At 71.6% G+C, this 13,254-nt stretch carries 12 protein-coding genes and 1 riboswitch; of the genes, 8 read left to right on the top strand and 4 right to left on the bottom strand.

Features of this window, described 5'->3' with window-relative positions:
• Nucleotides 1-193 precede the first annotated feature (193 nt).
• A complete protein-coding gene (locus ACZ7FF_RS33210; protein ID WP_470816976.1) occupies nucleotides 194-1,204 on the bottom strand; it encodes a polyprenyl synthetase family protein in 1,011 nt (336 codons plus the stop codon).
• Nucleotides 1,205-1,789: 585 nt separating this feature from the next.
• Nucleotides 1,790-1,963: riboswitch (cyclic di-AMP (ydaO/yuaA leader) on the top strand.
• A 5-nt stretch (nucleotides 1,964-1,968) separates the two neighbouring features.
• Here ACZ7FF_RS33210 and ACZ7FF_RS33205 point away from each other — a divergent pair.
• The gene (locus ACZ7FF_RS33205; RefSeq protein WP_470816974.1) at nucleotides 1,969-2,451 is read left to right on the top strand and encodes a transglycosylase SLT domain-containing protein; all 483 of its coding nucleotides are present in this window, start codon (nucleotides 1,969-1,971) and stop codon (nucleotides 2,449-2,451) included.
• A gap of 34 nt (nucleotides 2,452-2,485) precedes the next feature.
• On the opposite strand, the gene ACZ7FF_RS33200 is transcribed toward ACZ7FF_RS33205, so the two are convergent.
• From ACZ7FF_RS33200 to ACZ7FF_RS33190, 3 genes are all read right to left on the bottom strand, one after another.
• Nucleotides 2,486-3,298 (bottom strand): HAD family hydrolase, encoded by an 813-nt coding sequence (locus ACZ7FF_RS33200; protein WP_470816972.1) that lies wholly within the window; start codon nucleotides 3,296-3,298, stop codon nucleotides 2,486-2,488.
• A 336-nt stretch (nucleotides 3,299-3,634) separates the two neighbouring features.
• Nucleotides 3,635-4,837, bottom strand: a complete 1,203-nt coding sequence (locus ACZ7FF_RS33195; protein ID WP_470816970.1) for an FAD-dependent oxidoreductase — start codon at nucleotides 4,835-4,837, stop codon at nucleotides 3,635-3,637.
• A gap of 46 nt (nucleotides 4,838-4,883) precedes the next feature.
• Nucleotides 4,884-6,128 (bottom strand): carboxylate--amine ligase, encoded by a 1,245-nt coding sequence (locus tag ACZ7FF_RS33190; protein ID WP_470817118.1) that lies wholly within the window; start codon nucleotides 6,126-6,128, stop codon nucleotides 4,884-4,886.
• A gap of 338 nt (nucleotides 6,129-6,466) precedes the next feature.
• Here ACZ7FF_RS33190 and fahA point away from each other — a divergent pair, with 338 nt between their 5' ends.
• From fahA to ACZ7FF_RS33155, 7 genes are all read left to right on the top strand, one after another.
• On the top strand, nucleotides 6,467-7,684 hold the full coding sequence (gene fahA, locus ACZ7FF_RS33185) for a fumarylacetoacetase (protein WP_470816968.1): 1,218 nt from the start codon (nucleotides 6,467-6,469) through the stop codon (nucleotides 7,682-7,684).
• 381 nt (nucleotides 7,685-8,065) lie between these two features.
• Nucleotides 8,066-9,004, top strand: coding sequence for a M56 family metallopeptidase (locus ACZ7FF_RS33180; protein WP_470816966.1), 939 nt, complete (start codon nucleotides 8,066-8,068; stop codon nucleotides 9,002-9,004).
• A gap of 133 nt (nucleotides 9,005-9,137) precedes the next feature.
• Complete coding sequence (locus ACZ7FF_RS33175; RefSeq protein ID WP_470816964.1) at nucleotides 9,138-9,926, top strand: GntR family transcriptional regulator; 789 nt, start codon at nucleotides 9,138-9,140, stop codon at nucleotides 9,924-9,926.
• A 36-nt stretch (nucleotides 9,927-9,962) separates the two neighbouring features.
• Complete coding sequence (locus ACZ7FF_RS33170) at nucleotides 9,963-10,190, top strand: 4Fe-4S dicluster domain-containing protein (RefSeq protein WP_003992261.1); 228 nt, start codon at nucleotides 9,963-9,965, stop codon at nucleotides 10,188-10,190.
• 35 nt (nucleotides 10,191-10,225) lie between these two features.
• Nucleotides 10,226-11,569, top strand: a complete 1,344-nt coding sequence (locus ACZ7FF_RS33165; protein ID WP_470816963.1) for an ABC transporter substrate-binding protein — start codon at nucleotides 10,226-10,228, stop codon at nucleotides 11,567-11,569.
• Entirely contained in the window at nucleotides 11,566-12,480 is a 915-nt protein-coding gene (locus tag ACZ7FF_RS33160; protein ID WP_470816961.1) for an ABC transporter permease, read from the top strand. Before ACZ7FF_RS33165 ends, ACZ7FF_RS33160 begins: the two co-directional genes overlap by 4 nt.
• The gene (locus ACZ7FF_RS33155) at nucleotides 12,464-13,252 is read left to right on the top strand and encodes an ABC transporter ATP-binding protein (RefSeq protein ID WP_470816959.1); all 789 of its coding nucleotides are present in this window, start codon (nucleotides 12,464-12,466) and stop codon (nucleotides 13,250-13,252) included. The genes ACZ7FF_RS33160 and ACZ7FF_RS33155 overlap by 17 nt, the downstream gene beginning before the upstream one ends.
• Nucleotides 13,253-13,254: the final 2 nt, after the last annotated feature.

Here is a 13,254-nt window from a genome sequence, read left to right as displayed (position 1 = left end):
GTACGAGGTGGGCGTGACGCCGTCTTACGGCCGCGCGGGTCCCGTCCGTACGACGTGGGCGTGACGCCGTCGCACGGGGCGTGCGGAGCCGTCGTACGGGGCGTGCGGGGCGGCGTGGGCCCGTCCGGCCCGTCCCGTTGGTGGCGGGCGGCACGTGGCCTCCGTGCGGGAGGCCGCCGCCCGTCCGGGGTGGCTAGCCGGCTCGGTGGACCACCGCGTCGCACAGCTGGATCAGCGCCGCCTTGGCGTCGCACTCCCGCAGCGGTGCCAGCGCGGCCCGGGCCTCCTCCGCGTACCGCACGGTGTCCCGGCGAGCCTGCTCCAGCGCGGGGTGCGCGCGCAGCGCGGCCAGTGCCTCGGCGTGCCGGGCGTCGTCGCTGAGGTCGGAGTCCAGCAGCTCGCACAGGGCGATGTCCTCGGGCAGTCCCAGCCGGGCCGCCCGCTCGCGCAGCCGGAGCACGGGCAGGGTCGCGATGCCCTCGCGCAGGTCGGTGCCCGGGGTCTTGCCGGACTCGTGGGAGTCGGAGGCGATGTCCAGGACGTCGTCGGCGAGCTGGAAGGCCACCCCGAGGCGCTCGCCGTACTGGGTGAGCACGTCCACGACCGTCTCGTCGGCGCCGGACATCATCGCGCCGAAGCGGCACGACACCGCCACCAGCGAGCCCGTCTTGCCGCCGAGCACGTCCAGGTAGTGGTCGACCGGGTCGCGGCCGTCGGTGGGGCCCGCCGTCTCCAGGATCTGGCCCGTGACCAGCCGCTCGAACGCGAGGGCCTGCACCCGGACCGCCTCGGGACCGAGGTCGGCGAGGATCTGGGAGGCGCGGGCGAAGAGGAAGTCACCGGTGAGGACGGCGACGGAGTTGCCCCAGCGGGTGTTGGCGCTGTCCACGCCGCGCCGCACGGCCGCCTCGTCCATCACGTCGTCGTGGTACAGCGTGGCCAGGTGGGTCAGCTCCACCACCACGGCCGACGGCACGATGCCCGGCGCGTAGCGGTCGCCGAACTGCGCCGCGAGCATCACGAGCAGCGGCCTGAACCGCTTCCCACCGGCCCGTACGAGGTGCTGCGCGGCCTCCGTGATGAACGGGACCTCGCTCTTGGTGGCCTCGAGCAAGCCTTCCTCGACAGCCGTCAATCCGGCCTGGACATCGGCTTCCAGAGCCTGGTCCCGCACGCTCAGCCCGAACGGCCCGACGACGGTCACGAGGGGTCTCCTGTCTGCTGGTGTCTGCTGGCGCTTACACGGTTTGTCGATAGGTCGCTGCCATCACTCAAGTCAGCGTATCCGGTCCTGTTTCGATCACCGATAGCGCCCACGGGTCCGGCCCGGGCGGTATCGGATCATGACGGCATGTTTTTGATCAGAGGGTAAGAACGGACATTTATCGACTTAACAGGAATTCAGACGCTTTGTCGCGAATCGACAGGTGAGTGGGCCAATCGCACCCCCGGACGGGCCCCCACCGGGCATCCACCCGGACATCCCGCGCCCTCCACCCCTTCCACGCTCCGGTCGCCGACCCAATCCCCCATGTCCGACTTGGCACAATTTGCTATTTCGTGAGTTGGGTCACCCGCGCCCCTCGGCACCCCGGCTGCCCGACCAGCCGTTCTCCCCTTGTCCCGTTGGCGAGTTGAGGATTGGCAACCGCAAAGGATCAAGTACCCCATACGGCACAGACCAAGGTCAAATAGTGCGTTGTGTGATTCAGGCACTTGTTCCCGACATGTGCTCTCGCATACGTTCCGGACCCGTCGGGCGGAACGCCGAATCCTGCCGCCGCCCGCGTCACCCATCGAACTCACTCGTACGGCAGGAGCGGGGGACCCAGGTAAGTCGCCGGACCGGACGGCACAAGTCGCACCGGAACGGCTTGGGGTGAAGTCGTGTCCCTTCGGGGCACGGCCGGGCACCTCCCCGCCCGAACCCGACAGCTCACCTCGCAGGCGACGGAGAGGAACACCCCCATGCCTGCTGCCGCTCAGCCCCGCCGCACCCGCCTCGTCCGCATGATCGCCGTCGCCGGTACCGGCGCAGCCGTCCTGGCCATGCCGCTCATCGGCGCCACCAGCGCCTCCGCGGCCACCCCCACCTCGGCCCCTGCGGTCTCCACCACCCCCGCCGGCTACCCGAACAACCTCGACGGCTGGATCCGCGAGTCGCTCGCGATCATGGCCCAGAAGGGCATCCCGGGCTCCTACAACGGCATCCACCGCAACGTCATGCGGGAGTCCTCGGGCAACCCGAACGCCATCAACCTGTGGGACTCCAACGCGGCCAAGGGCATCCCGTCCAAGGGCCTGCTGCAGGTCATCGACCCGACGTTCAACACGTACCACGTGGCCGGAACCTCGTTCAACATCTACGACCCGGTCGCCAACATCACCGCCGCCTGCAACTACGCGGCCGCGCGCTACGGCTCGATCGACAACGTCAACAGCGCGTACTGACCGGCACCCGCGGCAGGCGTTACTGATATCCCGGTCAGTCGGTCGGGAACAGTCTTTCGAGGACGACGGCGATGCCGTCGTCCTCGTTCGACAGGGTGACCTCATCCGCGACGGCCTTGAGTTCGGCGTGGGCGTTGGCCATGGCGACCCCGTGTCCCGCCCAGTCGAGCATCGGGATGTCGTTGGGCATGTCGCCGAACGCCAGGGCCCGTTCGGCACGCACCCCCAGCCGCTCGGCGGCCAGCGCCAGCCCGGTCGCCTTGGTCACCCCGGACGGCTGGAGTTCCACCGTCCCCGGCCCCGACATGGTGACCGTCGCCAGCGAGCCCACCACCGCACGCGCGGTGGCCGCCAACTCGTCGTCCGGCACGGTGGCATGGCGCAGCAGCACCTTGCTGATGGGCTCGCACCACAGGTCGTCGCGCCGCCCCACCCGCACCGCGGGCAAGGTCGGGTGGGGCATCAGATAGCCGGGTTCGATGAGCGTGAGCCCGTCGACACCGTCCTGGTCGACCGCCGCGTACACCTGCCCCACCTCGGCCTCGATCTTGCCGAGCGCGGTCTCGGCCAGCTCCCGGTCCAGCCGTACCGACCACAACAGGCGGTCGGCCCCGGCGTCGTAGACCTGTGCGCCCTGCCCGCACACCGCGAGCCCGGTGCAGCCGAGGTCCGCCAGCAGGGGCCGCACCCTGGGGGCCGGGCGGCCGGTCACCACCAGGTGCCGGGCACCGGCCCGCGCCACCCGCGCGAGCGCGGCGAGCGACCGTTCGGAGACGGTGTCGTCGCCGCGCAGCAGCGTCCCGTCCAGGTCGGTGGCGATCAGTGAATACGCGGGGGAGGGTGCCATGATCAGAGAATACGGACACCACGCCCCACCGACTCACGCCTCTTTCCAGGCACTTACGTGCTGATCGGCCCCAAGTACTGTTCGTAGGCCTCCTGATGGCGACGCCTCGGACGCCTGAGGCTCCGGAACAGAGCTGAGCCCCGCCCCGGACCCGGCCGTCACCGTGCAGCGCGCGATCGTCGCCGTACAGGTCGGGGCGCCCCCTCGGGCCACGACCGTCGCCGTGCCGGGCGCGGCCGCCGTACCGCGTGGTGGGGGGCGGGACCGCACGGACCGGCCGCGGCCGCACACGGAGTACGGCCGGAAACGTGCCCGCTCCCTCGTTGCCGCCGCAGGTCAGCCGTGGGCTGCGGCCAGGTGCTTCGCCAGGCGCGGGGAGGCGAACTCCGTGCCGCAGACGAAGCGCATCACCGGGCCGTACGAGGACGCCGCCGGCAGACCGGTGAAGTACACGCCGGGCACCGAGGAGACATAGCCGGGGCCGAGCTTCGGCGCGCCGCGGCTCACCGCGAGCCGGGTGCGCAGTTCGCTGCCGAGGAAGTCCATCGCCGCGATGTCGACGCGGTAGCCGGTCGCGGCGATGACATGGTCGCCGGCGATCCGTTCGGTACGGCCCCCGTGGGTGCGGACGGTGAGGACCGGGCTGCCGTCCTGGGCCTCGGCGCCCACCACCCGCTCGACGTCCTGCACCTGGACGGCGCTCTCGAAGCGTTCCCGCAGCCACCAGGCGCCGAGCGGGCCGAGGACCCGCCGGACCAGGTAGTGGCGGGTCGCCTCGGGCAGGTAGCGGTAGGGGTGCGGGTAGTAGCTGAACGCCCACAACGACCAGGCACGGCCGAACGGGGACTCCGGGCGGAGCTTGGGCTGTTCCCAGGGCGGGGCGCCGAAGGCGACCCGGCCGCGGCCGCGCGCGACCACGCGCACCCGGGCGCCCACCTCGGCTGCCAGCGCCGCCGTCTCCAGCGCGGACTGCCCGGCGCCGACGACGATCAGGTCCTTGCCGGCGAAGCGCTTGAGGTCGTGGTGCTGGGAGCTGTGCGAGACGGGCCCCGTCGCCGCGGGTCCGTCGGCCGCGGCTCCCGCCAGCTCCGCGGGCAGGTGCTCCAGGCCCGACAGCCCGGTCGCGACGACGACCGCACGCGCCGTGAACAGCTCTCCCGAGTCCAGCTTGAGCTCGAAGCCGCCGCTCTTGTCGCGGTCCACGGACACCACCCGCACCTGCTCCAGGTCGGGTATCAGCTGCTGCTGGAACCACTCCCCGTAGCCGATGAAGGTCTCCACCGGGATGATGTCCTCGTCGGTCACCAGCCGGCGGATCCCGGCCGCATCGCAGTAGTCGGCGAGGGTGTGGCCGGGCTGCGGGCAGTCGAAGCTCGATGCGGTGGGCGTGGACTTCAGGAGCATGCCCTCGGGCATGTGGTCGCGCCAGCTGACCATGGGGTCACCGAAGACGCGGACGGGGACGCCGCGCGCCCGCAAATGGGCGGCGGTCGACAGGCCGAACGGCCCGGCCCCGATGACTGCAACCGGTCGAATCACGAAGTCCCTCCCCAGGACGCGTGGTGCGCCACCTTCGTGGCCTTGCCTACTTCGTGGATGTGCTGCTGCCGCGGCGGTTGGTCCGCCACAGCTGGTAGAGGTGCTTCGCGCCCGGGCGTACGAAGCGGGCCATCATCGTGAGGAACGGCATCGGGTCGTCACCCGCGAGCCAGGCCAGTTCCGTCCCACTCGCCTTCACCGGTGCGTGCGGCGTGGTGTAGCCGCTGCGGCGGTAGGCGAGGAGGGCGGGGAGGTCGATGTTCTCCACGATGTATCGGTGGCCGGCGCGCTGCTCCCCCTCCGGTACGGCGCGTCCGGTCAGATTCAGGTGCATGGCACGCACGACGTCCACGCCCGACTCGTTCTCGAAGAGGCGGAACTGGGCGCCCATGCGCGGGTTGAAGTCGAGGAGTTTGTACTGTCCGTCGCGCCGGTCGAAGCGCAGGTCGAGGTCGATGATGCCGCTGAAGCCGATCTGCTTGATGAAACGAGCGGCGAGGTCGGCGAGTTCCGGATTGTCCACGACGTACGCGTTCGCGGTCATGCCCGCGTGCGGCGGCCACGAGCGGACCTTGACTCCGGTGAACAGCGCGAGCGGGCTGGAGTCCTGGTCGAAGCAGGCGTGCACGATCCAGTCCTCGGCCTCCTCGCGCGGCAGGTATTCCTGGAGGATCACGCCGGGTTCCTCGCCCCAGTCACGGGCGAGGGTGAGCAGGCCCTCCCGGGTGGCGATCCTCGTGGTGCCGTTGACGGCGGGTCGTCTGCGCCGGACGAACGCCTCCCGGTTCTTGGCCACCACCGGGAAGCGCGCCGTGTCGGCGAAGGCCACGATCTCGTCGTACGACTGCGGGAACGCGGCCGACGGGCTCGCGATGCCGTGCTCCACGCACAGCTCGTGCAGGCCCTGCTTGCTGGCCAGCCGACGGGGCAGCGCGGGGTCCACGCGCGGGAAGAGGAAGGATCCGGCCAACTCGTCCTGATGCTCGGCGATCAGGACGGCCGCCTCCTCGTCCGTCGGAATCAGGACAGTCGGGCGGCCGATCCGGCGGCCGATGCGCAGCATGCCCTCGATCAGCCGGCCCGGGTCCTCCGCACCCGTCGTCGGCCACACGAACGCCTTCTTCAGATAGCGGGAGGAGGCCGCCGGCGTGTACGGATCCTCGGTGATGGCGTACATGGGCACACCGAGGCGCCCCAGGCTGCGGATCGCGCCGACACCGCCGTGATGCAACGGGTAGTCGCCGAACTTGACGATCATCCCCGGCACGTCACGATCGGCCTCGAACGGCACGCTGACAGCGTTTCTGGCCACGGGTCCCCCCACGTGTCCCCCCAATGGAACGGACCCACCCCGTCCGTTGCCCCAAAGGACGCTAAGCCGGAATTGCCGCCTCCGACAAGGCCTATTCGGACATTGCGAACTCTTTAGACACTGCACGAGCAACCACGCGGAACTCCGCGGCGTCCTCTTCGGAACGCTCCCGGCGCACGCCCGCGGTCCTGGCCGGGATGCGTCCCAAGTCCCGCCCTGGCGCACTGCCCAAGAGCGGCGTCCCGGCCGTAACGTGTGGCGCGACCACGTGGAACGCATCGCCATGCATGGCCCGGATGAGAGCGAGGCAGTACCCCATGCCCCCCTTCGACGTCCCCGAGGGCGACCCCTTCGGCCCGCACAACCTTCCCTATGGCGTGTTCTCGCCTTCCGGCAGCACGGAGCGGAGGGTCGGCGTCCGGCTCGGGAACCACGTCCTCGACGCGGGCGCCGCGGCCGCCGCGCTCGGCTCGCCGCATCACTCGCTGCTCGCCCGGCCCACCCTGAACGCACTGCTGGCGGCCGGCCGCGCGACCTGGTCCCAGGTGCGGAGCGCCGTCACCGCCTGGGTCACCGACCCCGCGCACCGCGAGGCGGTCGAACCGCTCTTCCACCCCCTGTCCGAGGTGACCCTGCACCTGCCCTTCGAGGTGGCGGACTACGTCGACTTCTACGCCTCGGAGAACCACGCCCGCAACGTCGGGCAGATCTTCCGCCCGGACGCCGAGGACTCCCTCACCCCCAACTGGAAGCACCTGCCGATCGGTTACCACGGCCGCTCCGGCACGGTGATCGTCTCCGGCACGGACGTCGTACGGCCGTCCGGGCAGCGCAAGGGACCCGGCGACCCCGCTCCCGTCTTCGGACCGTCGATCCGGCTGGACATCGAGGCCGAGGTCGGCTTCGTCGTGGGCGTGCCGTCCGAGATGGGCCGGCCGGTCGCGCTCGGCGACTTCCGCGAGCACGTCTTCGGGCTCTGCCTGCTGAACGACTGGTCCGCCCGGGACATCCAGGCCTGGGAGTACGTCCCCCTCGGCCCCTTCCTGGGGAAGTCCTTCGCGACCTCGGTGTCGGCATGGATCACTCCGCTGGAAGCGCTGGAGCACGCGCGCGTGGAGCCCCCACAGCGCACCCACCCGCTGCTGCCCTACCTGGACGACTCGGCGTCGGGGATCGAGCCCGGCGGTTACGACCTGCGGATCTCGGTCGCAATCAACGGCCATGTCGTCTCCGAGCCGCCGTTCTCCACCATGTACTGGACCGCCGCCCAGCAGCTCGCCCACATGACGGTGAACGGCGCCTCCCTGCGCACCGGGGACCTGTACGGTTCCGGCACGGTCAGCGGGGAGCGCGAGAACCAGCGGGGCTCCCTCCTGGAACTGACGTGGAACGGCCGCGACCCCCTCGAACTCCCGGACGGCAAGCGCGCCTTCCTGGAGGACGGTGACGTGGTGACCCTGTCGGCCTGGGCACCCGGCACGGACGGGACCCGGGTCGGCCTCGGCGAGGTCAGCGGGCGGATCGTCTCGCGCTGAGCCCGCGTCAGGGACCGGTGGACCCGGGGTCGGTGGTGCGGCCGCCGGCCCCGGTCCCGGTCCCCGGGACGCACGGCGAGAGCGGGGCGCGCGACGGTGTGCACAGCCGCGCGCGGTGCCGCGGGAGCGGTCCTCCAGGTGGTGCGCGATTGGGCGTGCGCCGTGTTGCGTGAGCGGGCGCGCACGGACCGTGCGGAGTGGGGCCGTGTGGCACGGCCGGGTGCGGTCGGTTCGGCTCCGACACCTGACTCACGGCGCCCGTCTTCGTCATACTGACGGGACACGCACCACCGCCACCACCGCGCGCCACGCACGCGCGCGTCGCTCCTCCGGCACCACCGACACCCGCACGCCTCTCCGACCAGGAACCGGAGCCCCGGCATGACCGTCTGCCTGCTCCTGCTGAGCGTCGTCGCCCTGACGGCAGCCGTACCGGCGCCGCGCGCGCTGACCCGTGCCTCCTGGCCCGAGCGGGAACCCGTGGTCGGGCTGTGGGTGTGGCAGTGCCTGGTCGCCACCGTCCTGCTCTGCTGCCTGGCCGCGCTCGTCCTGGGCGCGGCGGCCGTCTTCCACACCGTGCGCGACCACGTGTTCGCCCCCGCGCCGCCCGCCGTCACCGCCGCCTACGACCTGTCCGCGGCACCGGTGTGGGCGGCCGCCTTGACGGTCCTGCTCGCCTGTGGCGCCGCATGGACGACCACGATGCTCGGCCGGGAACTCGTCGAGGCCCGCCGCAGCCGCGGCCAGGCCCGGGCGCATCTGCGCGAGCGCGCCCCGGACCTGCCCGCCGGGCTGCCGGCGGCGCGCGGCCCGATGCTGGTGCTGGAGGACGAGTACCCGGACGCCTGGTGGATGCCGGGGCACCCGCCGCAACTGGTCGTCACCACCGGGGCGCTGCAGCGCCTCACCGACCACCAGCTGGACGCCGTCCTGACCCACGAACGCGGGCACGCGCGCGCCCATCACGACTGGCTACTGCACCTGTCCACGGCGCTCGCCACGGGCTTCCCGCGCGTGCCGCTCTTCTCCCACTTCTGCGACCAGACCCACCGCCTGGTGGAACTGGCCGCCGACGACGCGGCGTCCCGGCGCTGCGGGCACCTCACCACGGCCCTCGCGCTGATCGAGCTGAACCAGCACCGCGGCGTCCTCTCCTGCGCCTCCAGCCGCCGTCTCCTCGGCGAGCGCGTGGACCGCCTGCTCGAACCGCCGCCGCGGCTGCTGCGCCGGCACCGGGCCCTGACCACGACGGTGGCCGCGCTGGTACCGCTGCTGCCGCTGCTGATCACGTTCGCACCGGGACTCAAGGCACTGTCCTGAGGAGACCGCCGGGTGGCAGATCTTCCCGGAACGGAAGAGAAGACCCCAGCTCAGCGAGCCATTCGACACTCCCTCACCTGGCGCAACATTCCAGCAACACCTCTTTCCCTACCTACTCGGTATGGTTCCAGCCATGCCAGCCACCGACCGCCCCCGCGACCACGCCGGTCAGGGCGCCGCGACCACCGTCGCCGCCCACCGCACGCGTCGCCGGCTGCGTGCGGACCAGGCCCGACAGCTCGCCGACCTGCTGCGCCACCAACTCCTCACCGGCGCTTTCCATGACGGCACCCTCCCCCACGAGTCGATCCTCGCCACCGACTACCGCGCCTCCCGCAACACCGTCCGCCAAGCCCTGGACCTGCTCCGGGCGGAGGGCCTGGTGGAGCGGCTGCCCGGAGTCGGCACCGTGGTCGTCGCCCGCAAGTACCCGCACGGGCTCGACCGTCTGATGGGCCTCGCGGAAACCCTCCGCGAACACGGCCGCGTCACCAACGAGGTCCGCACCATGGGCCCCTCCCCCGCACCCGCCCCCGTGGCCGAACGCCTCCACGTCCCGGCCGGCACCGACGTCCTCTACATCGAGCGCCTGCGCCGGCTGAACGGCCTCCCGCTCTCCCTCGACCTCACCTACATCCCGCTCGACATCGGCACCGCCCTGCTCGGCGCCGACCTGGAGAACACCGATGTCTTCCGCCTCCTGGAAGCCATCACCGGCCGGCCGCTCGGCCACGCCGACATCACCCTGGAGGCGGTGAACGCGGACGCCCACTCCGCCGCCGTCCTCCAGGCCCCCCGCGGCGCCGCCGTGCTGATGCTGGAACGCCTCACGCACCTCGCCGACGGCCGCCCGGTCGACCTGGAGTTCATCCGCTTCCGCGGCGACCGCATCACCATGAGCGGCCTGCTCCACCGGTCGTAGAACGCCCCCCTGCCTGCACGCTTCCTGGAGACAGCCATGCCCTTGGCGCCCCAGCGGGCCGACGTGCCCGTGACCATCGACGAGTCGAAGTGCATCGACGGCTGCACCCTGTGCGTGGACATGTGCCCGCTGGACTCCCTCGCCATCGACGAGCGCAACGGCAAGGCGTACATGCACGTCGACGAGTGCTGGTACTGCGGCCCGTGCGCCGCGCGCTGCCCCACCGGGGCCGTCACGGTCAACATGCCCTACCTGCTCCGCTGACCCTCCGACCAGCACCGGCGAGAGGCCGAACCACCATGAAACGCACGGCAGTCGCCCTGTCCGCCGCGACGCTCCTCCTGCCCCTGTCCGCCTGCGGCGGCAGCGCGGAGGCGGGCAGCGGCTCCACGGTCACCGTGACCGTCGGCTACCAGTCCAGGACCATCAACACCGTCACCGCGGGCACGCTGCTGCGCTCGCTCGGGTACTTCGAGAAGCAGCTCGATTCCCTGCACGACGGCCACACCTACAAGGTCGACTGGCAGGACTACGCCACCGGCGCCCCGATCACCGCCCAGATGACCGCCGGGAAGATCGACATCGGCTCGATGGGTGACTTCCCGCTGCTCATCAACGCGGCCCGTGGCAGACAGCTCGGCCAACCCACCCATCTGGTGTCGATCACCGGCTACAACCTGCGCGGCGGCCTCAACACCATCGTCACGGCCCCGAACTCCAGGCTGACCTCCTTGAAGGACCTCAAGGGCAAGAAGGTCTCGACGAGCATCGGTTCCGCGGCCGATGGCACCCTCGTACGGGCCCTGCAGCGCGCCGACATCGACCCGGATTCGGGAGTGTCCAAGCTCAACCAGCAGCCCGCCGTGGGCGCCTCGGCGCTCTCCGCCGGCAGCGTGGACGCGCTGTCGCAGTTCGTCGCCTGGCCGGGCCTGCTCGCCTACCAGAGCAAGGCGAAGGCCTTGTACGACGGCGCCCAGCTGAACCTGCCCACCTTCCACGGCGTCACCGCCCGCGAGGCCTTCGCCAAGCAGCACCCGGCCGTCCTGGAGGCCTTCCTCAAGGCTCAGGAGCAGGCGACGGACTACCTCGACGGGCATCCCGTCGCCGCGGCCGAGAAGGTCGCGAAAGCCACCGGCCTCCCCGCCGAGGTCGTCTACCTCTACAACGGCGCCCACGGCATCGCCACCTTCGACCCGGCCGTGAAACCGCAGCTCGTCTCCGCCCTCGAGCAGGACGTGTCCGTGCTGAAGGCCGCCAAGCTGACGGGTGACATCGATGTGGACTCCTTCGTCGACGACCAGTACGTGAAGAAGGCCCTCGGCAACTCCTACGCCCGACGGCTCGCCGCCCCGCCTCCGCCGGCAGCGAGCGAGGTGTGGCCCAAGGGCAGCGAGAAGACCGTCTCCTTCAAGTCCGCGAAGGAGCTGCTGGCCTATGTGGCCAGGCACCGGAACGGCGTCCGCGCCGCCTACGTGCCGGACGCCACCACCGGCACCCTCTGGTTCGCCGACAAGGCGGTCTGGGTGACCGACGGCGACCGACTGCTGCCGTTCGTCGCTCCCGCGACCGCGCAGGCCTACGTCTCCGCCCACGGCGGCGCCCGGACGGTGTCGTACCGCGAGGCGCTGGAGCGGGCCTCATGACCCGGCGGCCCCTGGCCCGGTATGCGCTGCGGGCGGCGTCCCTGGCCGGCGCCCTCGGCCTGTGGCAACTGCTGACCAGCCTGGATGTGGACCTGTGGCTGCGCTTCTCGCAGTTCCCGACGGTCGCCGACGTGGCCCGCGCCTTCGCCGGCCGGCTCTCCGGCCGCGACTACTGGACCGACCTCACCGACAGCCTCACCCGGATCCTCGCCGGCTTCGCGCTGGCGGCGGTCCTGGGCGTGGCGACAGGCGTGCTCGTGGCCCGTTCGCGGCTCGCCGAGGACCTGCTCGGCCCCGTCCTGGAGGTGGTCCGCCCGATCCCTGCCATCGCCCTTGTCCCGGTGGCGATTCTCCTCTTCCCCTCCAACGAACAGGGCATCGTCTTCATCACGTGCACCGCCGCGTTCTTCCCCGTGATGGTCTCGACCAGGCACGCGGTCCGGGCGCTGACCCCGGTCTGGGAGGAGGCGGTGCGCACCATGGGCGGCGGCCGGTTCCGGATCCTCCGCTCGGTCGTGCTGCCGGGCGCGCTGCCGGGCATCTTCGGCGGGCTGTCGGTCGGGATCGGCGTGTCGTGGATCTGTGTGATCTCCGCCGAGATGATCTCCGGCCAGTACGGCGTCGGCTACCGCACCTGGCAGGACTACACGGTGGTGAACTACCCCGGCGTGTTCGTCGGCATGGTCACCATCGGCGTACTCGGCTGGGTCACCTCCACGGCCGTGGAACTCCTCGGCCGTCGCCTGACCCGTTGGCTGCCCCGCACCTCGTACGTCCCCGGCGGCCGGGCCCGCGCGTCCCGGCCGGTCGCCGTTCCCGCTCACTCCGAAGGCGAGTCCGAGCACAAGGCCCAGAGCCAGCAGCAGAGCAAGAACCACACCGAGGAGGCCCGCGATGAGCACCTCGTCTGAGACCGTCACCGCTCCAGCTACGCCGGTACCAGAGACGGTGCGCGGCACCCGGCTCACCTTCCGTTCGGCCGTGCTCGGCCGCCCGGACGCCCCGGTGCTGCACGACGTCGACCTGGACGTCGCCCCGGGTGAGATCCTCACCGTCGTGGGCCCTTCGGGCTGCGGCAAGTCCACGCTGCTGCGCACGCTCGCCGGGCTGTTGCCACTGCTGGGCGGCGTGGCAGAGGCGGACGGCAGCCCGCTGGCGGGGCCGTCGGCCGACCGCTCGCTGGTCTTCCAGGAGGACGCCCTCCTGCCCTGGCGCACGCTGCGCGGAAACGTCGAACTGCCGCTCGCCATCAGGGGGGTTCCCCGCGCCGAGCGCCGCGCCCGGGCCGAGTCCTGGCTCGCCCGCGTCGGCCTGACCGCACAGGCGGGGCAGTTGCCGCACCGGGTGTCCGGCGGGCAGCGCCAACGCGCCCAGTTGGCGCGCGCCCTGGGCGACAGCCCGCGCGCGGTCCTCATGGACGAGCCCTTCGGCGCCCTCGACGCACAGACCCGTTCCGGCATGCAGGACCTGCTGGTGGAGGTGTTGCGCGGCACGGGCGCGACGGTCGTCTTCGTCACGCACGACGTGGACGAGGCCCTCCTCCTCGGCGACCGCGTGGCACTGCTCGGCTCCGGTCGGGTGGCCGCCGTACGCGAGGTGCCGCGCCCGCGCGACCGCGCGGCCTTAGACGACCCGGCCCGCGTGGCGCTGCGCCGCGACATCCTCACCTCGCTCGGCACCTGAAA

Source organism: Streptomyces sp. NPDC037126, from assembly GCF_055605965.1.
This window is presented reverse-complemented; position numbering and strand designations above follow the sequence as displayed.